Origin of the sequence: Microbispora bryophytorum (genome assembly GCF_006874465.1) — a bacterium.
In the GTDB taxonomy this organism is placed as follows: Bacteria; Actinomycetota; Actinomycetes; order Streptosporangiales; family Streptosporangiaceae; genus Microbispora; species Microbispora bryophytorum.
Genome location: NZ_VIRL01000013.1, coordinates 24040 through 44283, shown reverse-complemented (window position 1 = coordinate 44283; position 20244 = coordinate 24040). Strand labels below are relative to the sequence as shown.

The 20244-nt window shown below is 73.3% G+C and carries 19 protein-coding genes; 5 read left to right on the top strand and 14 right to left on the bottom strand.

Going from position 1 to position 20244, the window contains the following annotated elements; translation table 11 throughout:
* Window positions 1-11 precede the first annotated feature (11 nt).
* From FLX07_RS22275 to FLX07_RS22265, 3 genes are all read left to right on the top strand, one after another.
* The gene (locus FLX07_RS22275; protein ID WP_208762325.1) at window positions 12-1421 is read left to right on the top strand and encodes an MFS transporter; all 1410 of its coding nucleotides are present in this window, start codon (window positions 12-14) and stop codon (window positions 1419-1421) included.
* 36 nt (window positions 1422-1457) lie between these two features.
* On the top strand, window positions 1458-2042 hold the full coding sequence (locus FLX07_RS22270; protein WP_142573000.1) for an isochorismatase family protein: 585 nt from the start codon (window positions 1458-1460) through the stop codon (window positions 2040-2042).
* A gap of 73 nt (window positions 2043-2115) precedes the next feature.
* Complete coding sequence (locus FLX07_RS22265; RefSeq protein WP_142572998.1) at window positions 2116-2928, top strand: sulfurtransferase; 813 nt, start codon at window positions 2116-2118, stop codon at window positions 2926-2928.
* A gap of 143 nt (window positions 2929-3071) precedes the next feature.
* Here the strand turns inward: FLX07_RS22265 and FLX07_RS22260 are convergent, their stop codons facing one another.
* The 4 genes from FLX07_RS22260 to FLX07_RS22245 are packed head-to-tail and all read right to left on the bottom strand — an operon-like array spanning window position 3072 to window position 7950.
* Window positions 3072-5909, bottom strand: coding sequence for a CHAT domain-containing protein (locus FLX07_RS22260; protein ID WP_142572996.1), 2838 nt, complete (start codon window positions 5907-5909; stop codon window positions 3072-3074).
* Window positions 5906-6364 (bottom strand): hypothetical protein, encoded by a 459-nt coding sequence (locus FLX07_RS22255; protein ID WP_142572994.1) that lies wholly within the window; start codon window positions 6362-6364, stop codon window positions 5906-5908. The genes FLX07_RS22260 and FLX07_RS22255 overlap by 4 nt, the downstream gene beginning before the upstream one ends.
* Entirely contained in the window at window positions 6361-6885 is a 525-nt protein-coding gene (locus FLX07_RS22250) for an RNA polymerase sigma factor (protein WP_142572992.1), read from the bottom strand. The genes FLX07_RS22255 and FLX07_RS22250 overlap by 4 nt, the downstream gene beginning before the upstream one ends.
* Before the next feature lie 45 nt (window positions 6886-6930).
* A complete protein-coding gene (locus FLX07_RS22245; protein ID WP_142572990.1) occupies window positions 6931-7950 on the bottom strand; it encodes a S8 family peptidase in 1020 nt (339 codons plus the stop codon).
* A gap of 191 nt (window positions 7951-8141) precedes the next feature.
* On the opposite strand from FLX07_RS22245, the gene FLX07_RS22240 reads away from it, so the two are divergent.
* Window positions 8142-8639, top strand: coding sequence for a DUF3145 domain-containing protein (locus FLX07_RS22240; RefSeq protein WP_189105043.1), 498 nt, complete (start codon window positions 8142-8144; stop codon window positions 8637-8639).
* Window positions 8640-8702: 63 nt separating this feature from the next.
* Here the strand turns inward: FLX07_RS22240 and FLX07_RS22235 are convergent, their stop codons facing one another.
* From FLX07_RS22235 to FLX07_RS22190, 10 genes are all read right to left on the bottom strand, one after another.
* On the bottom strand, window positions 8703-10124 hold the full coding sequence (locus FLX07_RS22235) for an acyl-CoA carboxylase subunit beta (protein WP_142572988.1): 1422 nt from the start codon (window positions 10122-10124) through the stop codon (window positions 8703-8705).
* A gap of 14 nt (window positions 10125-10138) precedes the next feature.
* Window positions 10139-11371, bottom strand: coding sequence for a beta-ketoacyl-ACP synthase II (fabF, locus tag FLX07_RS22230; protein WP_142572986.1), 1233 nt, complete (start codon window positions 11369-11371; stop codon window positions 10139-10141).
* Between the two features lie 104 nt (window positions 11372-11475).
* Window positions 11476-11715, bottom strand: coding sequence for an acyl carrier protein (locus FLX07_RS22225; RefSeq protein WP_142572985.1), 240 nt, complete (start codon window positions 11713-11715; stop codon window positions 11476-11478).
* A gap of 79 nt (window positions 11716-11794) precedes the next feature.
* Entirely contained in the window at window positions 11795-12751 is a 957-nt protein-coding gene (locus FLX07_RS22220; protein WP_142572983.1) for a beta-ketoacyl-ACP synthase III, read from the bottom strand.
* The gene (locus tag FLX07_RS22215; protein ID WP_142572981.1) at window positions 12748-13644 is read right to left on the bottom strand and encodes an ACP S-malonyltransferase; all 897 of its coding nucleotides are present in this window, start codon (window positions 13642-13644) and stop codon (window positions 12748-12750) included. Before FLX07_RS22215 ends, FLX07_RS22220 begins: the two co-directional genes overlap by 4 nt.
* 117 nt (window positions 13645-13761) lie before the next feature.
* The gene (locus tag FLX07_RS22210; protein ID WP_142573270.1) at window positions 13762-14931 is read right to left on the bottom strand and encodes a PucR family transcriptional regulator; all 1170 of its coding nucleotides are present in this window, start codon (window positions 14929-14931) and stop codon (window positions 13762-13764) included.
* Between the two features lie 157 nt (window positions 14932-15088).
* Complete coding sequence (locus FLX07_RS22205) at window positions 15089-16747, bottom strand: DUF2079 domain-containing protein (protein WP_167748355.1); 1659 nt, start codon at window positions 16745-16747, stop codon at window positions 15089-15091.
* Window positions 16748-16928: 181 nt separating this feature from the next.
* Window positions 16929-17372, bottom strand: coding sequence for a DUF350 domain-containing protein (locus tag FLX07_RS22200; protein ID WP_142572977.1), 444 nt, complete (start codon window positions 17370-17372; stop codon window positions 16929-16931).
* Window positions 17373-17387: 15 nt separating this feature from the next.
* Complete coding sequence (locus FLX07_RS22195) at window positions 17388-18551, bottom strand: glutathionylspermidine synthase family protein (protein ID WP_142572975.1); 1164 nt, start codon at window positions 18549-18551, stop codon at window positions 17388-17390.
* 13 nt (window positions 18552-18564) lie between these two features.
* Complete coding sequence (locus tag FLX07_RS22190; protein ID WP_223853602.1) at window positions 18565-19044, bottom strand: hypothetical protein; 480 nt, start codon at window positions 19042-19044, stop codon at window positions 18565-18567.
* 133 nt (window positions 19045-19177) lie between these two features.
* Here FLX07_RS22190 and FLX07_RS22185 point away from each other — a divergent pair, with 133 nt between their 5' ends.
* The gene (locus tag FLX07_RS22185; protein ID WP_208762324.1) at window positions 19178-20194 is read left to right on the top strand and encodes a PHP domain-containing protein; all 1017 of its coding nucleotides are present in this window, start codon (window positions 19178-19180) and stop codon (window positions 20192-20194) included.
* Window positions 20195-20244 lie beyond the last annotated feature (50 nt).

Here is a 20244-nt window from a genome sequence, read left to right as displayed (position 1 = left end):
AGGGTCCGGGCGTGACGCGGGTTCCGGCCGCCTCCCGGGCCGGGCGCCGATCGGAGGCCGGCGGCTTCGACCGCCGGCTGATCGCCCCGATGATCCTGGGCTCGATCCTGAACCCGATCAACTCCTCGATGCTGGCGGTGGCACTCGTGCCGATCGGCCGCTGGTTCCACGCCTCGCCCGCGCACACCGCGTGGCTGGTGACGGGGCTGTACCTGGCCACCGCGGTCGGGCAGCCGGTCATCGGACGGCTGGTCGACACCTTCGGCCCGCGGCCGCTGTACCTGACCGGCACGACGCTGGTCGGCGTCGCCGGTCTGCTGGGCGTGCTGGCGCCCAGCCTAGGCGTCCTGATCGTGTCCCGGGTCCTGCTCGGGATCGGCACCTCCGCCGCCTACCCCGCCTCGATGTTCCTGCTGCGGGCCGAGGCCGACCGCACCGGCATGCGAAGTCCCAGCGGCATCCTGGCGGCGCTGTCGATCTCCAACCAGGTCATCGCGGTCATCGGGCCGACCCTGGGCGGCCTGCTCATCGGAGCGGGCGGCTGGCATCTCATCTTCGCCGTCAACGTGCCGCTCTCGGCCGCCTGCCTCGTCCTCGGGGTGCGGCGACTGCCCCGCCGCGCCGCGACCTCCACTGCGGCCGTCCGGCCCGGCGGGGGGCTGGACGTGATCGGCATGGCGTTGTTCGCCGGCACGCTCACGGCGTTCATGACGTTCCTGATGAACCCGGCCTGGGGGCTCTGGTGGCTGCTGGTGGTCACCGCCGTCGCCGGGACCTGCTTCGCCGTACGGGAACTGCGGGTGGCGCAGCCGTTCCTCGACCTGCGGGTGCTGGGCGGCAATCTGCCGTTGCTCGCCACGTACGGCAGGCAGTGGCTGGCCTACACGACCTCCTACGCCTTCATGTACGGGTTCCCGCAGTGGCTGCAGGACAGCCGGTCGCTCACCCCCTCGGCCGCCGGGCTGCTGCTCCTGCCCATGTCGGCGATGGCCATCGCCGTGACCGCCCTCACCGGCCGCCGCGCCGAGGTGCGCGGCAAGCTCGTCGTCGGCGCCGCGGCGCAGATCGCCGGCTGCGCCGTGCTGTCGGCGGCCGGCTCCGGCAGCCCGATGTGGCTGCTGGCGCTGATCGGCGCGTTCGTCGGCGTCGCGCAGGGCCTCAACGGGCTGGCCAACCAGAACGCGCTGTACGCGCAGGCCGACCCGGCCCGCATGGGTTCCTCCGCCGGGCTGCTGCGCACCTTCGGCTATCTCGGCGCGCTGGGCGCCTCGGCCGCCGACGCGACGTTCTACCGGCACGGCGCCACCACGTTCGGGCTGCACCACCTGAGCCTGCTCCTGCTGGGCGTCTCGGTGCTGCTGCTGGCCGGCGTCCTCATCGACCGGTCGCTTCGCCGCGTCGGCCGGGTCCCCACCACCTGACCACCCCCTGTCCGCACATCAGAAAGGGAGATCGCCATGCCCGTGACCACGCTCGACCCCAGGACCGCACTCGTGGTCGTCGACCTGCAGAAGGGCGTGCTCGCCGCCCCCGGCAGCCCCTACTCCACCGGGGACGTGCTCGCCCGGACGGTGCGGCTGGCCGAGGCCTTCCGCGCGCGCGACCTGCCGGTCGTCCTCGTCCGCGTCACCGCCGCGGCCGACGGCTCCGACGCCGTTCCCGGACGGACCGAGCTGTCGCGTGCCGGGCGCGCCTGGCCCGACGGCTGGGACGAGATCGCCGACGAGCTGGCCGGACGTCCCGGGGACATCGTCGTCACCAAGCGCAACTGGTCGGCCTTCTACGGCACCGACCTCGACCTGCACCTGCGTCGCCGCGGCGTCACCCAGATCGTGGTGACCGGGGTGGCCACGAGCATCGGGGTCGAGTCCACCGCCCGCGCCGCCCACGAGCACGGCTACCACGTCACCCTGGCGACCGACGCCATGACCGACCTCGATCCCGAGGCCCATCGCCACAGCGTCGAGAAGACCTTCCCGCGCCTCGGCGAAACCGGCGCCACCGCCGAGATCCTCGACCTGCTCGCCACGACCGCGTCCTGAGGCGCGGGGAGCTCCGCCGGCTTGACACAATGGCTGGGCACCGTCCGACAGGGGTCCGAGGCGAGGGGATGGCATGAGCCCGCTGATCACTTCTGAGGAGCTCGCCGCGATCGGCGACGCCGCGATTCTCGACGTCCGCTGGCGACTGGGCGGGCCGCCCGGCGTCGAGGCGTACCGCGAGGGCCACATCCCCGGCGCGGTCTTCTGCGACCTGAACACCGATCTCGCCGCCCCGGCCGGGCCCGCCGGACGGCACCCGCTGCCCGCGCCGGAGGCGTTCCAGGAGGCGATGCGCCGCCTCGGGGTGTCCGACGGCCGGCCGGTGGTCGTCTACGACGAGGCCGACTCGACGGCGGCGGCCAGGGCCTGGTGGACGCTGCGTTACTTCGGCCACGGCGACGTGCGTGTGCTCGACGGCGGGCTGCGGGCCTGGACCCGGGCGGGGTTGCCGCTGGCCAAGGACGAGAGCCCCGTCCCGCCGGGCGACTTCACCGCGCGGCCGGGAGGGATGCCGGTACTCGACGCCGATCAGGCCGCCGCGCTGGCGTCCGACGGCGTGCTGCTCGACGCCAGGGCGGCCGAGCGCTACCGGGGTGAGGTGGAGCCCATCGACCCGGTCGCCGGGCACATCCCGGGCGCGGTCAGCGCCCCCACCACCGGGAACGTCGAGCCCGGCGGGCGATTCCACAACAGGGAGTTCCTCCGCGAGCGCTTCAACAGCCTCGGGGCGGTCGAGGGCCTGCCCGTCGGCGCGTACTGCGGATCGGGGGTCACGGCCGCCCACGAGGTGCTCGCGCTGGAGATCGCCGGGCTGTCGGCCGCCCTGTACGCCGGCTCGTGGTCCAACTGGGTCGCCGACCCCGGAAGGCCGGTCGCGACCGGCTGACGGGATAGGGAGTGGCGCGACCGTGGGCGCCCCCCGACCGGGATGCGGAAGGCGGCAGCGGGATGCGGAGCGCGGCAGCGGGATACGGGGGGCGGCGGGATGCGGAGGGCGGCAGGCAGCGCCGTCGGTGAGGGCGCGGCGCGTCAAACGGCGACGAGGGGCTCGTCGCCGGCGCCGAAGCAGACGAAGCCCGGCACGGCCGTCTTCTCCGACGCCTGGGCCAGCGCCTCGGCGGGGGAGCGCCCCTCGGCGAGCAGCGTGTGGAAAACCGTCATGAGCGTCAGCGCCTCGTCGTCGCGCACCGGCACCACGCCGGCCACCACGCACGCGGCGTCCCCGTTGCGGGCGGCGCCGTCGAGGAAGGCCCCGGCGAGGCCCAGCGCCGCGCCGTCCACCGGGGCGTGGGCCATCCCGGCGTCGCAGGCCGACAGCACCACGAGACGGGGGACCCGCCGCGCGGCCAGCAGGTCATAGGCCATGAGCGGCCCGTCGTCGAGCATGATCTGCGACAGCATGGGCCCACGCGGGCTGAACATCCCGTGGGCCGCGATGTGGAGCACGTCGGCCCGCTCCAGCGCGCCGAGCGCCTCCGCCCTGGTGGCCGCGACGCGCCGCGACCGCGCGTGCGCGGCGGCCACCATGTCGGCCTCGGCCGCGGCGTGGTCGAGCCCCGGTCCCGCGAGTGACAGCACCAGAGGGACACCGGCCGGGCGCGGGCGCGGGGCGAGCCACGCGGCGGCGTCGGCCGCCACCGACACGGGCCGGCCGCGCAGCGAGGGAAGCAGCGGCCAGGGGAGCGTGCACAACGCTCCGGTGGGCACGATCGTCACCGGCCCGCCGGGCCGGCCCCCCGCTGACGTGAGGGTGCCGGGACCGGACAGGAGGGCGTGGTCGAGCGCGGACAGCTCACGGGCGATCCCCTCGTCCGCCGCCCCGGGAAGATCGCCCGCGTCCGCAGCCCCGGGAAGATCGCCCGCGTCGTGCCGGGCGTCGCGCAGGGCGTCGTGCCGGGCGTCGCGCGGGGCATCGCGCAGGGCGTCTTGCAGAGCGCGGCGGCGCAGGCCGTACCGGATCCGCACGGTCGCCTCCACCGCCGCCTGGTAGGAGCCGAGGGCCCGCAGCACGCATCCCTTCGAACCGGCGGTGACGGCGAACAGGTCGTCGCCGCGCCGTACGAGCTCCACGAGGAGCCCGGATCCGGCGGGCGGCACACCGTGAAGCGCTGACGTGGGAGCCGCGGCGCCGCGCACGACCGCCCGCCATCGCTCGGCCCACACGAGCACCGTCCGCGCGTCGCCCGTCCGCCGGGCCCGGTCGAGGGCGATCTCCAGGCCGAACGCGGCGAGATCCTCGGCCGGCCGCGCCGCGTGCACCCGCAGTTCCGCGTCCCGAGTCGGGTCCCGATCCGGGTCCCGATCCGCGTCCCCAGCCGCGTTCCGAGCCGGGTCCCGATCCGGGTCCCGGTCGCGCGGACCGGCGCCGTCACTCTGGGCGTCGTCACTCTGGGCGCCGCCGCCCGGCGCGTGCACGGCGTCGATGCCCCGTGCCGCGGCCGCCAGGGCCCGATCGAGGTCCCCGTCCAACCGGTGCCGCATCGCCACCGCGTGCCACCGCACGAGCGGGCGGGTGGCGGTGGCGGCGACGCGATCGAGTTGCGGGAGGGCGGGCGTGATCGCGCCCAGCCGCACGGCCGCCGCCGCGGCGGTGAGCCGCAGCGCCGCCGAGGCCCCGGGCCAGCCGCACGCCGCGAGGTCGTCGGCGCAGGCGACCAGGTCGGTGACCAGGCGCTCGGCCCCCGTCGCGCTCGGCCTGTCGCCGCCTTGGGTCTGCGGCGTCGCATCCCGTGTGCCGCCGCCTTGGGTCTGCGGCGTTGCATCCCGTGTGCCGCCGGCCTGGGTCTGCGCCGTCGCGTCCCGTGTGCCGCCGGCCTGGGTCCGCGCCGTCGCGTCCCGTGCGTGCGCGGCCGGCGGGGTGGGGGTCTCCGCGAGCCGGGCGCGTAGGACGACCTCCCTGGCCAGCGGCAGCCAGGCCGCCCTGCCCTGCGCGTCCAGCTCCGCGAGCGCCGTACGCGCCGTCGTCTCGGCCAGCGGGGCGTCCCCGGCGAGGAGCGCGGCCTGGGCCAGCAGCAGCCGCGCGCCGGGGAGCGCCGCCTGAGCCCCGGCCGCGACCAGTTCGGGGACGGCCTGTTCGAGCAGCGTGCGCGCCTCACCGGGCAGCCGTGCGGCCACCAGCACCTCGGCGAAGTCCGTACGCATCACGGCGAGCCGTTCGGGGTAGCCGAACAGCGCGGCCTCGGCCGCGCGGTATCGCGCGAAGGCGGCGGCGATGTCGCCGCGCCGGGCGGCCACGAACGGCAGGTTGCCCTCCGCCAGCATCGCGACGTGGTCCAGGCCGGCCGCCCTCGCGACCCGGGCGCACTCGGCCAGGTCGGCCTCGCCCTCGCCGTATTGCTCAAGGTAGGTGTGGGCAAGGCCGCGGTTCAGCAGCCCGCCCGCCCGGAAGAGGGGATCGTCGTCCAGCAGGCCGATCGCCCGGTCGCAGTGCCGTACGGCCTCCTCGTGCCGCCCCAGCAGGATCAGGGCGACCGACCGCTGCACGCCGAGCCTCGCGAGGTCCGCTCCCGTGAGATCCCGCTCGGCGAGGTCGGCGAGGCGCAGCCCGCCCTCGGGGTCGCCGAGCTGGGCCCTGACCGTGACGAGCGACATCCTGGCCTGCGCCACCCGGCGCGGGAGCCCATGGCCCGCCGCCGCTATCGCCTCCTCCAGCCGCTCTCCGGCGAGTTCGAGGTCGCCCAGCTCGCGAGCCGCCAGCGCCGTCGCGCGCAGCGCCACCGACGCCGCCTCGCCGTACGCGCCCGCGGCCAGGTCCAGTACGGCTCTCGCCTCCGCGAGGGCCAGCCGAGGGTCGGTCGCGGACAGCCGCACGGCGGCCTCGGCCCTGTCGAGCAGGCCCACGTCCAGCGGGTCCCCGGAAGAAGTCATGGGCGCGCGTGGATCCAGCGGGTGAAGACGGGAGGGTGGCCGGGCCGGTGGCAGACGACGCTGACCCATCCGGGCGGCAGACCGGCCACCGCGAAGTGGCCGCTGCCGGAGGGCACGCGGACCTTGGCGATGTGCGGGGTCCGCACCTCGATCCTGGCGTCCTGCCCGGGGGCGGGGGACACCTGACCCGCCACCTCCAGGTGCCCGTCGGCGACGGTCGTCTCGACATCGATGACCAGGCCGTCCGCGCTGAAGCGCCGGAGGCCGGCCGGCGCCGCCCCGGCCTCGGAGGAGGAGCGGGCTCCCGGCGGCACGGAGACGTCGACCGGCCCGGCGGGCACTCCTCCGGGCACCCGCAGGCCGAAGACCGCCCGGGCGGAGGCCGACACGCCTTCCGGCACCGGATCGGCGCCCGCTCCCATCCGCAGGGCCGCCAGCAGGTATTCCTCCCTCACGAGGTCTCCTCCTCCACCAGGGTGCGCAGGCGGGCCATGCAGCGGGCCCGGGTGGGACCGATGCTGCCCACCGGCAGATTGAGACGGACGGCTATCTGGGCGTACCGCGCCTCGGGGTGGAGCACGTAGAGGCGGATGAGCGACCGGCACGGCTCACCGAGCAGGTCGAGCCTGCGCCACACCTGCCTGCCGAATTCGGCGTCCACAACCGCCGCCGTGGGGTCGGGCAGCGCCGTGTCCGGCACGTCCAGGTCGGAGACCACCTCACCGCGTGCCCTGCGGCTGAGCCGGGCCGCCTCGTGGCGGGTCGTGGTGACGAGCCACGCGCCGATCCGTTCGGGGTCGCGGATCGCGCCCGCGTTCTCCACGAGCCGGAGCCATGCGCCCTGCACGGCGTCGGCCGCGTCGGCGGCGCTCAGCCCGAACGCCCGGGCGACCGCCCACATCCTGCCGTCGAATCGGGCGACCAGGTCCTCCCAGGCGGCCTGGTCGATGATGGCGAGGGAGTTGTCTGTCGGCATCTGTCACTCTGCGCGATCGGAGGGAAGCCTTTGGTGACTGGAACCCTATCGATCTCCGCTCGTCACGACCACCCCGATATCCGCCACCTGCCGGCCGCCGTCGAGCAGGCGCCGTACGGCCGGGCCCGGCGAAGCCTCCCGGCACAGGCGGGCGAGCGCGCCGGTGACGACGGCGGCGGCGAACGAGGTACCGCTCCAGGTGGCGTAGCCGTGGAAGTCGCCGTAATCGAGGAAGCTGCTGACCAGGCCGACGCCCGGGGCCCAGACGTCCACCCAGGGCCCGTACGCGGAGAAGCCGGCCCTGGCGTCGCCGTCGAGCGCGCCGACCGCGACCACGCCGGGCAGGGCCGCGGGCCAGAAGGGACGCGACGACGCGGTGTTGCCCGCGCACGCGACGACGGCGGGGAAGCCCGCGAGCGCCTCGGCCAGCCCGAGGGGCGGCGCGTCGTCGAAGGTGTGCCCGCCGAAGGAGAGGTTCAGCACGTCGGTCCGGCCGCCGCGCAGCGCGGGGAGCGCGCGCAGCAGCGCCGCCTCGTCGCTGACGCCGTCGCTGTCGAGAAGGCGCAGGACGCGCAGCCGTACGCCGGGCGCGTGCCGCAGGATCAGCCCGGCCACGAACGTGCCGTGCCCCGCCTGCCGGTCGCGCGCGCCGTCGCCGTCCGCGTCGGGAGTCTCGGCGATGTCGTCGCTGTACCACCGCGCCAGCCAGGGGTGCGGCGCCACGCCGGTGTCGAGGACCGCCACGGTGACCTCGCCCGGCTCACCCGGCTCGTACGGCGGCGCCGCCGCGGGCAGGGGCGGCCCGCCGGGCCCGCCGAAGAACAGCGGCTGGCCGGAAAGGACGTGGTTGGGGGAGGCGGCGTGCCCCCGGTCGCGGAGCGTGGCCGTCAGGTCGATCACGTCGGTGCCCGGCGGCAGCCGTACGCGATGGACGCGGCCGGCGCCCGGAAGGGGCTCGGAGGCCAGGGTCCACCGGGCGACGGCGGCGGGGGAGGAGGTCAGGAGTTCGTCCGGCCGGATGAGAACGGGCCGTCCCGGAAGGGGTTCGACGAGCCGGCTGTGCATCGGGGGGCCTTTCCGTGATGGTTACGGAACGCGTCCTTCCCGATTCAGTTGGTCGCCAAGCGCAATCGGTATGACCCCCCTCTGGTGCCAGGCTGCGACGGACGGTAGTCTCTCCTACAGTCATCTAACCGTGATCATTCCAAGTATGAGGCCGTTGGGGAAGGCGCACCTCATGCGAATTGGGAGGTCCGGTGGCTGCTGCTCGTGGCGTCCTGTACGTCCACTCGGCTCAGCCTGCGCTGTGCCCGCACATCGAGTGGGCCGTCGCAGGCGTTATTGGCGTTCCCGTCGACCTGACGTGGACCGCCCAGCCCGCCGCGCCCGGGACCTTGCGGGCCCAGGCCGAGTGGGAGGGGCGTCCCGGCACGGCCGCGGCGATCACGTCCTCACTCATGGGCTGGCAGCGCATCCGGTTCGAGATAACCGAAGACGCCTCGCCGGGTGTCGACGGCTCCCGGCACGCCTACACGCCGACGCTGGGCGCCTTCACGGCGGTCGTCGGCGCGAACGGGGACATCCTGATCCCCGAGGACCGGCTACGCAACGTGATGCTGATGGCCGCCCAGGGCCGGGTCGTCCTTGAGGACGAGCTCGACCGGCTGCTCGGCAAGCAGTGGGACGAGGAGCTGGAGTCGTTCCGGTACGCGGGCGAGGGCGCGCCGGTGCGCTGGCTGCACGCGGCCGTCTGACGCCCGCCTCCATACGCGAAGGCGCCAGCCCCCTGAGTGGGGACCGGCGCCTTTCACGCGTCGTCAGAGCGGGATGTTGCCGTGGGCGCCCCGGGCCGGGGTGGCCTGGGAGAGCACCCGGGCGATCGCGCCACGCGTCTTGGCCGGCTCGATCACCTCGTCGATCACGCCGAGGTCGAGGGCGCGCTGCAGGCCGCCCGCCGTCTTCTCGTGCTCCTCGGCCAGCCGGGCCTCGAGCGCGGAGCGCTCCTCCTCCGGGGCGGCGGCGAGCTCACGCCGCTTGAGGATGCGCACCGCGGCGACCGCGCCCATGACCGCCACCTGGATGCCCGGCCAGGCGAACACGCGGGTCGCGCCGAGCGAGCGGGAGTTCATCGCGATGTAGGCGCCGCCGTACGCCTTGCGGGTGATCAGTGTGATGCGGGGCACGGACGCCTCGGCGAACGCGTGCAGCAGCTTCGCGCCGCGCCGTACGATCCCGTCGTGCTCCTGGCCGACTCCGGGGAGGTAGCCCGGCACGTCCACGAGCACCACCAGCGGCACCCCGAAGGCATCACACATCCGGACGAACCGGGCGGCCTTCTCTGCGGAGGTGGAGTCGAGGCAGCCGCCGAGCCGCATGGGGTTGTTGGCGATGACGCCGACCGTGCGGCCGCCGAGCCGGCCCAGGGTGGTGACGATGTTCGGCGCCCACTTGGGGTGCAGCTCCACGCCGGGCTCGTCGAGCAGCCCCTTGACCAGCGGGTGCACGTCGTAGGCGCGGCGGGGGTTGTCGGGGAGCAGGGTGCCGAAGTCGACCTCGTCGACATCGCCGCGCACGCGGCCCTGGTGGCCGAGCAGGCAGGCGAGCTGACGGGCCCGCAGCATCGCCTCGGGCTCGTCCTTGGTGACGACGTGGACGACGCCGCTGCGCTTGCTGTGCGGCTCCGGCCCGCCGAGCGAGGCCATGTCGGTCTCCTCGCCGGTCACGCTGCGCACGACGTCCGGTCCGGTGACGAAGATGCGGCCGTTGTCGGCGAGGATCACGATGTCGGTCAGGGCGGGGCCGTAGGCGCCGCCGCCGGCCACCGGGCCGACCACGACGGAGATCTGGGGGACCACGCCCGACGCCTTGGTCATGGCGGCGAACACCCGGCCGACCGCGTGCAGGGACTCCGCGCCCTCGGCGAGCCGGGCGCCGCCGGAGTGCCAGAGGCCGATGATCGGCACCCGCTCGCGCACGGCCACGTCGTAGGCGTGGACGATGTGCTCACAGCCCTCCGCGCCCATCGCGCCGCCCTGGACCCGGGCATCGCTGCAGAACGCCACGACCGGCACACCTTCGACGCGCCCGGCCACCGCACGCACGCCGCTCTTGTCCTCGGGGGTGATCGGCCGGATCGAGCCCTCGTCCAGCAGGTGGCCGAGGCGCACCAGGGGGTCACGATGGTCGACGGCGGCTGCTCCGGCGGCGTCGGCCACCGTCCTGCTGTCCAGCACTGTCATTCGAGACTCCCTAGTCAGACCGTCGTGAAGGCCACGGCGACGTTGTGTCCGCCGAACCCGAAGGAGTTGTTCACCGCCGCGATCTGCCCCCCGGGGAGGTCGCGCGGCTTGGCACGCACGATGTCCAGCTCGACGCCCTCGTCGAGGTCGTCCAGGTTGATGGTGGGCGGAACGACGCGATCGGCCAGCGCCTTGATCGTGAACACCGACTCGATGCCGCCGGCGCCGCCGAGCAGGTGCCCGGTCATCGACTTGGTCGACGTGACGAGGGGGTGCGATCCGATCGACTTCTGGATGGCCCGGGCCTCGATGACGTCGCCCGCGGGCGTGGAGGTCGCGTGCGCGTTGACATGGAGGATGTCCCGGCCGGTCAGGTCCGCGTCGGTCATGGCCTGGGTCATCGCCATCATGACGCCGCGGCCCTCGGGCTCCGGCTGGGTGATGTGGTGGGAGTCCGCGGACATGCCCAGGCCCGCCACCTGGGCGTAGATCCGGGCGCCGCGGGCCACCGCGTGCTCGTACGACTCCAGCACGAGCAGGCCGGCGCCCTCGCCGAGGACGAAGCCGTCACGGCCCCGGTCCCAGGGGCGGGAGGCCCGCTCGGGCTCGTCGTTCCTCGTGGACATGGCCCGCGCCGCGGCGAAGGCCGCGATGTTCAGCGGGTGGATCGCCGCCTCGGTGCCACCGGCGACCACGACGTCGGCCCGGCCGCTGCGGATCATCTCCATGGCGTAGCCGATGGCTTCGGCGCCGGACGCGCAGGCGGAGACGGTGGCGTGGACCCCGGCCATCGCGCCGAGCTCCAGGCCCACCCATGCCGCCGGGCCGTTCGGCATGAGCATTGGGACGGTGAACGGCGACAGCCGCTGCCAGCCCTTCTCCTTGAAGGTGTCGTAGGCCGACAGCGTGGTGCCGATGCCGCCGATGCCGCTGGACACGCAGACGCCGAGCCGCTCGGCGGGAACCTCGGGGGCGCCCGCGTCCTGCCATGCCTGGCGAGCGGCGATCAGCGCGAACTGCTCACTGCGGTCGAGCCTGCGGGCCTCGGGCCGCGGCAGGACCTCGGCCGGATCGACGGCCGCCAAGCCGGCGAACTTCACCGGCACGGAGTCGACCCAGTCCTCGGTGAGCGGGCGGATGCCCGACCGCCCCTCGAGGAGCGCCGACCAGGTCGATGCGACGTCTCCACCGAGGGGCGTCGTCGCGCCGAGCCCGGTGACTACGACACGTACCCGGTCCTTACTCACTTGTCTGCACTCCTCTTGCTATCAGGGCGTGAAAGGGGGCCGGACGCGCCCTGTCGCCTCGCCGGAGCGAGGCGGGCACGTCCGCGCGACCGTCGTACGGCAGGTCAGGCCTGGATGAAGGTGACGACGTCCTTGACGGTCTTCAGGTGCTTGAGCTGGTCGTCGGGGATCTCGACGCCGAACTCGTCCTGGGCCGCGACGGCGATCTCGACCATGGAGAGCGAGTCGATGTCCAGGTCGTCCACGAAGCTCTTCTCCGGGGTGACCTCGTCGGCCGAAATGCCGGTGATCTCGTTGATGATCTTGCCGAGGCCCGCGAGGATCTCCTGCTCGGTCAGTGCCATGTCGCGACTACTCCTTGGATTTACTGTCTTCCGGTTTCCTGGGTTGCCCCAGCTCTGTACGGCAGGCCGTACAAGTTCCTCAGGGGATCTCGATCACCTGGGAGGCGTAGGTGAGCCCGGCGCCGAAGCCCAGCAGCAGGGCCAGGCCGCCCGACTGGACCTCGCCGCGCTCGATCATGCGCGAGAGCGCGAGCGGGATCGACGCGGCGGAGGTGTTGCCGGCGAGCACGATGTCCCTGGCGACGACGGCGTTGTCGGCGCCCAGCTTGCGCGCGATGGCCTCGACGATGCGCAGGTTCGCCTGGTGGGGGACGAAGGCGGCCAGGTCGGCGGGGTCCACGCCCGCACGCTCGCAGGCGAGCTTGGCCACCGGGTGAAGCGCGGTGGTGGCCCAGCGGAACACCGTCTGGCCTTCCTGGTGGAGGAAGGACCGGCGGTCCTTGACCATGATCGCCTCGGCCTTGTCGCCGGCGCTGCCCCAGGCCACCGGGCCGATGCCCGGCCGGTCGGAGGGGCCCACGACCGCGGCGCCCGCGCCGTCGGCGAAGATCACCACCGTCGACCGGTCTTCGCTGTCGACCCACTGGCTGAGCTTCTCGGTGCCGACGACCAGCACGTTGGTCGCCGAGCCCGACCGCACCGCGTCGGAGGCGGCGGCCAGCGCGTAGCAGAACCCGGCGCACGCGGCGTTGAGGTCGAAGGCGCCGGGGGCGGTGATGCCGAGCCGGTGGGCGACGCGGCCGGCGGCGTTGGGAATCGGGGTCTCGATCGTGCAGGTCGCCACGATCACCAGGTCGATGTCGTCGCTGGACAGGCCGCTGGCCGCCAGGGCCTTGCCGCCCGCCTGCACCGCGAGGTCGATCTCCGACTCCTGCGGGCCCGCCACGCGGCGTTCCTTGATGCCGACGCGGCTCTGGATCCACTCGTCGTTGGTGTCGAGCCGGGCGGCCAGGTCGTGGTTGGTCACGATCTGGGCGGGCTGGTAGCCGCCGAACGCGAGGATCCTCGCCGCGGGGGCGCCTTGGCCGAGCTTCACTGCAGCACCTCCCGGGCGGTGTCCAGGTCGGCAGGGGTCTTGAGCGCCACGGTCTTCACGCCGGGCAGGGCCCGCCGGGCCAGGCCTGTCAGCGTGCCGCCGGGCAGCAGCTCGATCATGACGGTGACGCCGTGATCGGCCATCGTCGCCATGCAGGCGTCCCACCGGACCGGGTTGGCCACCTGAGCGACCAGGCGGTCGAGGAACTCGCCTCCGGCGTCGACGGCCGCGCCGTCGGAGTTGGACAGCAGCGTGACCGACGGGTCCGCGGGGCTGAGGGCCGAGGCCTCGGCGCGCAGATGGTCGACGGCGGGGGCCATGTGGACGGTGTGGAAGGCTCCGGCGACCGCCAGGGGGCGCACCCGCGCCTTGTCCGGCGGCTCGGCCGCGAAGGCCTCCAGTTGCGCGCGCGTGCCGCCCGCGACGATCTGGCCCGCGCCGTTCATGTTGGCGGGGGTCAGCCCGTGCTTGGAGATCACGGCGAGGACGTCCTCCTCCGCGCCGCCGAGCACCGCGCTCATGCCGGTCTCGGTGACGGCGGCGGCCTTGGCCATCGCCCGGCCGCGCTCGCGCACCAGGGCGAGGGCCTGCTCGGGGGTCAGCACCCCGGCCATCGCGGCGGCGGCGAACTCGCCCACGCTGTGCCCCGCCACCATGTCGGGCCGGACACCGAGCGTCTCGAACGACGCCAGGGCGGCCGCCACAAGCAGGGGCTGGGCCACGGCGGTGTCGCGGATCTCGTCGGCGCCGACGGTCGTCCCGTATGCCACGAGATCGAGCTCCACGATCTCCGACCATGCGGAGATCCGTTCGCGGAACTCGGGTATCTCGAGCCACGGACTGAAAAATCCTGGGGTTTGGGCGCCTTGGCCCGGAGCGACGATGACGAGCACGTACTTAACCCTGCCCTGTAGAGGTTCACCACACCGATGGAGATCCGAACGAACTTTGTGGCCGCCGCGTTGTGGGGTCCCTACAGTTTCGGTGTCGAACCGATTAAGGCACCCGGCTCAGGTTACGGACAGGCGCCCGAGTATGAGACCCACTTGGAGGGTGAATGCGGACCGCCCCTCCGTGGGCTGGTACCCGGTCAGTTCCGTGATCTTACGTAGACGGTATCGCACGGTGTTGGGATGGACGAACAGCAGCCGGGCCGTCGCCTCAAGGGAGGTCCCCTGCTCCAGGTACGTCGCGAGCGTGTCGAGCAGCGGGGTCCCCGCGAGCGGCTTGTAGACGTTCTCCACCAGCTGGGCCCTGGCGTCCTCGTCGCCGTCCAGCGCGCGCTCGGCGAGCAGGTCCTCGGCGAGGACCGGGCGCGGGGCGTCGGGCCAGCCGGCGGCGGCGCGCAGGCCGGCGATGGCGGCGCGGGCCGACCTGGCCGCCGCGTGCAGGTCGGGCACCTCCGGCCCGATCACGACGGGCCCCGCGCCGAAGCGCGCCACCACGCCGCGCGCCGCGTCCTTGACGCCGTCCGCGCCGCCCACGATGACGATGAGCCGGTCGCCCTGCACCCCGGCGAGCAGCTCGTGGCCGAGGCGCCGCCCCTTGTCGCGCAGCCCGTCGATGACGCTCTGCGGCTCCTCGCCCGGGGCGTACCCGGCGAAGACGACGACGGGCGTGGAGGTCCAGCCGAGCGCGGCGGCCCACGAGTGCAGCCCGTCGTCGACCTGGCCGCGCACCAGCGCGTCCACGATCAGCGCCTCAAGCCGCGCGTCCCACGAGCCGCGCGCCTCGGCCTCCCTGGCGTACACCTGGGCGGCGGCGAAGGCGACGTCGCGCGTGTAGCGCAGCATCGCGTGCCGCAGCGGCTCCGCGCCGCCGGGCGCGGCCAGCTCCTCGACCTGGGCCTCGACGACTTCGACGACGATGCGGACGAGGTCGACCGTCTGCTGGAGCGACACGCTGCGCTTGAGCTCGCGCGGCGCGGTGCCGAAGAACTCGATGCTCGGCGTCGGCCGCCCCTCGCCCGCGTGGCCGAACCACTCGACGAACGCCGCGATGCCGGCCTGCGCGACCAGGCCGACCCACGACCTGTCCTCCGCCGACAGCGCGCGATACCAGGCCAGCCGCTCCTCCATCCGGGCCATCGCGGCCGTCCCGAGGCTGCCCATGGCGCGGTCGAGCCGCCGGGCCGTGTCCTCCCTGATCTTGTCGCTCATCGGCATATCGTCTCCGGCCATCCGGACGAAGTCGTCCCTGTGCTCGTCCGTACGCACCTGTCCGCCGTTCCACCCGCCCCGATCGCTCACGCCCTCTAGCGTGCCAGGTCATCGCGGTGATCGTGCCGTACGGGGGTGTGGACGCCGTCACCGCAGGTCGGAAGGGCGGCCCGCGGCCTCAGGCGCCGATGCGGTGAAGGACGACGATGTCGTCCCGGTCGAGGCGCAGCTCGTAGCCCTCGGTCAGGTAGCTGTCCACCACGCCGCGCAGATCGTTGTTGACCGAGGCCACGATCCAGGGAGTGCCGCGCTTCTGGTAGTCCCACCACAGCACGGTCGTCCGGCCGGAAAGCCGCGCGCCGAAGTCGTCGCTCGCCTCCACCACCACGCCGTCGGGGACCAGGCTCATGGCCTGCTCCCTGGCCTCCGTACGCGGGTCGGAGTGGTAGAAGTCCGGGCTCATCAGGTTGTCGAACGGCCGGTAGGGGACCGTGGTGACCGCGACCGCGAAGACCGCGGCGGCGTAGGCCAGCCGCAGGCCGTGCCCGGGGCGCGGCACCCCGCGCCGCTCCAGCCACCGGATGAGCCTGGCCGCGCCGTCGACCCCGGCCATCAGCAGGATCAACACCACGAACGCGTCGTAGTGCCAGCCGGTCGACCACCAGTTGTCCGAGTCGGCCAGCAGCCGCTCCAGGATCAGCGGCAGCGCCGCCAGGACCAGCGGGGACAGCAGGCACACGAACAGCGCCGGCCACAGCAGCAGACCCCAGGTGTCCCACTTCGAGTGGTCGTCGAAGAGCATGCCCACGAACTCGTGCGGCCGCGTGACGGCGCTCCACAGCATCTGCGGCAGGTCCTCGCCGAGCTTGGAGTAGCGCGTGTAGTACGCCGGGTTGCCGCCCGCCAGGGGGATCAGGAACTTGCGCACCACCTCGAACACGGCCACCCCGGTGAACGCCAGCCCGGCGCCGAGCCTGCGCTGCCCCGTGAAGAACAGCCAGATCCCGATGCCCGCCACCATGAGGCCCAGGTCCTCCTTGGTGAGCAGCAGGCCGAGCACCGCGAGCAGGCCGGGCAGCCGCCTCCCGGCGTGCAGCCGTTCGACGGCGATCGCGCTCAGCAGCGGCACGAAGGCCACCTCGTGGAACTCCACCGCCGTCGCCTGCGCGATCGGCCAGGAGATGGCGTACGCCATGGAGACGAGGTAGGCGTGCGGGGTGCCCAGCACGCGGCGGGTGAACATCCACACGAACGGGATGGCCAGGGCGAACAGCACGGCCTGCGCCACGAGCAGCGTCACGGGCCCGTCGTGCAGCCAGTAGAGGGGCGCCAGCACGGCCAGGATCGGCGAGAAGTGGTCGGCGAGCTGGATGTAGTCCATGCCGAGGCCGCCGGTGACCCCGCGCAGCGGCACGGTGGGCGCCGAGAAGTGTGAGTATCCGCGCACCGCCTGGTCGAAGATGACCAGGTCGTAGGTGGCCACCTGGAAGTGGGCGAACCTGAGCAGCGAGAGGCTGCAGTTCAGGGCCGACGACAACGCGCAGAGCACGGACACCGCGATCAGGTGCCGGTGGGACCTGAGGAACCGCGCGGCGGGGCGCGGGGCCGCCTCGCCGCCCGGCCGTTCCTCCGGTTCGACGGCGGCTGTGGCACCGCCTGGGGCTCCGGACTCCGCCTCGCCGGCTGCCTCGCCGACCGCCTGGGCGCCTGCGGTGTCTCCGGGCTCGGCGACGGCCGTTCCGTCCACGGCGGCTGCCTCCAGGGTGTCGTCGGGGTCGCTGCCTTCCCGGGGTGGCTCCTCCGCCGGTCGCCCGGACGTCGCGGTCCCCGTGATCACGAGGAGGAGAGTAGGCCCTTTGGGCGGGAACGGTCTATACAGGCGTATCTCCGGAAATGCCTCGATGGGACATGTGACGCTCCCACCTGGGCCTCCTCCCGGGTGCCGATGAATCTTTCACCGGCACGTCTTCGACCGGCGAGGTACGGCCTCCATACGGGCGGGACGGCGTCCGTACGGGTCAGATGACGGCGACGGCCGTGATGAGGCCGATGAAGAAGTGCGTCACGCCGAGGAGGACGGCGGCGGGCTGCAGCGTGGTCTCCCGGACCAGCTCGCGCACGGAGATGCCGGCGACCTTGTCGAAGGCCACCATGCCGAGCGTCTGCACGGCGATGCCCACCAGGCCGAACACGAGCGTCGCGAGCAGTCCCTCGCGCAGCGCGCCGCCGGACGACCAGATGGAGGCCGCCACGACGAGCCCGACGCCCGCGACGCTGGAGGCGGCCAGCACCGTGGCGTTGGGATTGCGGTCGGTACGGATGACCTTGCTGAGCCGCCCGGGCGTCGCCAGGTCGATGACGTAGAACCCGGCGACGAGCAGCAGCACGCCCAGGATGGCGTACGCGAGGATCGCCAGGGCGCCGTGTGCGAGCACGTCGGCGATGGAGGTTGTGGTGTTCACGGGGGGCCTTCGCTTTCAGCCGTGGATGCGGTGGGGGACGAAACTGGACGTGTCGTCGGTGACGAGGCCGGAGGTCTCCCGGATGCCGAGCCCGGCCGGCTCCTCGTCGACCACCCACGCCCCGAGCACCGGACGCCAGCCGTCGAAGTCCGGTAAGGGCAGAAACTCCTGGTAGACGAAGCCCTCCCTGCCGTAGTCGCCCTCGGTCTCCACCTCGACGCCCGGCGCGGCGATCCGCATCGAGGCGCCCTCGCGGCCGAGCAGCGGCTTGCGTACGTAGCCGGGGCCGCCGGCCAGCTCACGGGGACCGTCGAGGTAGGCGGGCAGCAGGTTCGGGTGGCCCGGGAACAGCTCCCACAGGATCGCCAGCAGAGCCTTGTTGGACAGCAGCATCTTCCACAGCGGCTCGATCCACGTCATCGAGATCTGCTGCGCGATCGCGTGCGGCGCGAACGGCTCCGCGACGATCCACTCCCAGGGATACAGCTTGCACAACGTGCGGACGACCCGGTGCTCCATGTCGACGAACCGGCGGTTCAGCGCGTCCCAGCCGATGTCCTCCATGGCGATCGCCGCCGTGACCAGCCCGGCCTGCTCCGCGGTCTCCTGGAGGTAGCCGATGGTCATCGCCTCCTCGCCCGTCTCGTCGGCGCTGGTCCACGCGAAGTGGGCCGGGCCCGTCTGGAGCGGCAGGGACTTCCAGCGGCCGACGAGGCGCTCGTGGATCGAGTTCCACTGGTCGTCTCCGGGATACACGTCCTTCAGCCAGAACCACTGCACGACGGAGCTCTCGACCAGGCTGGTCGGCGTGTCGGCGTTGTACTCCAGCAGCTTGGCCGGTCCCGTGCCGTCGTAACGCAGGTCGAACCGGCCGAAGACGTGCGGGTCGCGCCGCCGCCACGACTCCGCGACGGCCGCACGGCAGTGCGGCGGGATGCCGAGGTCGGCGAACCGGCCGGAGGCCACGATGTGGTCGGCCGCGGCCAGGCACATCCCGTGCAGCTCCTCGACCTGCTCCTCCAGGGCGAGGATCTCGTCCATGGTGAAGACGTAGTGGACGCTCTCGTCCCAGTAGGGCCGGGTGAGGCCCTCGGGGTGTGCGGAGCGGTGGAACGCGAGCCCCTGCGACTCGATGAGGGCGGCCCAGTCCTCCCTGGGCGCCGAGGTCAGCCTGCGCACGTGCCGGCCCCGCTCAGCCGCCGCCGCCGGAGTGGAAGCCGAAGCCACCCCGCTGCACGACCCGCCCCGACCGGGTCGTGATCTGGGTGTCGGCCGGCCGGACCGTCGTCCCGCGGTAGACCCGGCCGCCGTTGCGGGTGCCGCCGTAGTACCAGCGGTAGGCGCCGTGCGAGCCGTAGTAGTGGCTGGTGCCGCCGTCGTCGTCGCAGTGGTCGTCGTCGACGACCACGTACGACCCGTCCGGGTTGAGCGTCGAGGTGTCCACGCAGTCGGCGCCGATCTCCTCGTAGTCGTCCTGCGCCGCGCAGAAGCCGACGACGAGGACGGACAGCACGCCCAGGGTGCCGAGTTTGATCACTGTGGAGGACTTGACACCGCTCGACGGCGGCGGCGTTCCCGGCGGCGGCGTGCCCATGGCCATGGGGTGCGGGGGCATGGAGGAGCCGTCCGGGGGCGTCGTCTTCGGTGGGGGGCTCTCCCCGGGCTCTGCCAATCGAGCTCCTGCTGTAGAGATCGGCACACATTATCGTCTCGCTGAACGAACGGGACAGGCAGGCACGGGGTTCCTGATCGGTCTGTTATGCGGTGCCCGGCTGAGATGCCGTGCGCCGGGTAGCGTCCGGGACGTGGATCCCGTCGAGGCGCTGAAGCGCATCGCCTTCCTGCTGGAGCGGGCCGGCGAGCCGACCTACCGCGTCCGTGCGTTCCGCGGCGCCGCCGCCGCGATCGAGGACCTGCCCCGGGAGGAGCTCGTACGGCTCGCGCGCACCGGTGGCCTGACCGACATGCGGGGCATCGGCAAGGTCACGGCCCTGGCCGTCACCGAGGCGCTGGACGGCGCGGTGCCGACCTACCTGCGGCGGCTTGAGGACACCAAGGACGTCGACCTCGACGAGGCCGCGCAGGCGCTGCGGTCGGCGCTGCGCGGCGACTTCCACAGCCACTCCGACTGGTCGGACGGCGGGTCGTCCATCGAGGAGATGGCCGACGCCGCCCGCGCGCTCGGTCACGAGTACCTGGCGCTGACCGACCACTCGCCCCGGCTGACCGTCGCGCACGGGCTGTCCGCCGACCGGCTGCGGCGGCAGCTCGACGTGGTCGCCGAGCTCAATGAGCGGTACGCGGGGGACGGCGGCCCGCCGTTCCGGATCCTGACCGGCATCGAGGTGGACATCACCGCCGACGGCTCGCTCGACCAGGAGCCGGAGCTGCTCGAACGGCTCGACGTCGTGGTGGCGAGCGTCCACTCGCAGCTGCGGATGGAGGCCGCCGACATGACCCGGCGGATGGTCGCGGCGGTGGCCGACCCGCACGTGGACGTCCTCGGGCACTGCACCGGCCGGGTCGTGCGCGGACGAGGGCGGCCGGAGTCCCGGTTCGACGCCGAGATCGTCTTCGAGGCGTGCCGGAGGTTCGGGGTCGCGGTGGAGATCAACTCAAGGCCCGATCGGCTCGACCCGCCCAAGCGCCTGATGCGGCTGGCGTACGAGATGGGCTGCGATTTCGCCATCGACTCCGACGCTCACGCGCCCGGCCAGCTCGACTGGCAGCGGTTCGGGTGCGAACGCGCGGCCCTGTGCGGGATACCGCCCGAGCGCATCCGCAACACCCGTCCCTGGGGGACTGGCGCGGACTTGGGGTGATAGTGCTGTGGCGTCCGAGTGAGGTGTGTTAGGCGGGTTTCGCCGGACTG

Bases quoted from the DNA above. Each gene is read 5' to 3' on its own strand.
- FLX07_RS22270 (WP_142573000.1), top strand. From the start codon at position 1,458: ATGCCCGTGACCACGCTCGACCCCAGGACCGCACTCGTGGTCGTCGAC.
- FLX07_RS22265 (WP_142572998.1), top strand. From the start codon at position 2,116: ATGAGCCCGCTGATCACTTCTGAGGAGCTCGCCGCGATCGGCGACGCC.
- FLX07_RS22260 (WP_142572996.1), bottom strand. From the start codon at position 5,909: ATGACTTCTTCCGGGGACCCGCTGGACGTGGGCCTGCTCGACAGGGCC.
- FLX07_RS22250 (WP_142572992.1), bottom strand. From the start codon at position 6,885: ATGCCGACAGACAACTCCCTCGCCATCATCGACCAGGCCGCCTGGGAG.
- FLX07_RS22245 (WP_142572990.1), bottom strand. From the start codon at position 7,950: ATGCACAGCCGGCTCGTCGAACCCCTTCCGGGACGGCCCGTTCTCATC.
- FLX07_RS22235 (WP_142572988.1), bottom strand. From the start codon at position 10,124: ATGACAGTGCTGGACAGCAGGACGGTGGCCGACGCCGCCGGAGCAGCC.
- FLX07_RS22225 (WP_142572985.1), bottom strand. From the start codon at position 11,715: ATGGCACTGACCGAGCAGGAGATCCTCGCGGGCCTCGGCAAGATCATC.
- FLX07_RS22210 (WP_142573270.1), bottom strand. From the start codon at position 14,931: ATGGCCGGAGACGATATGCCGATGAGCGACAAGATCAGGGAGGACACG.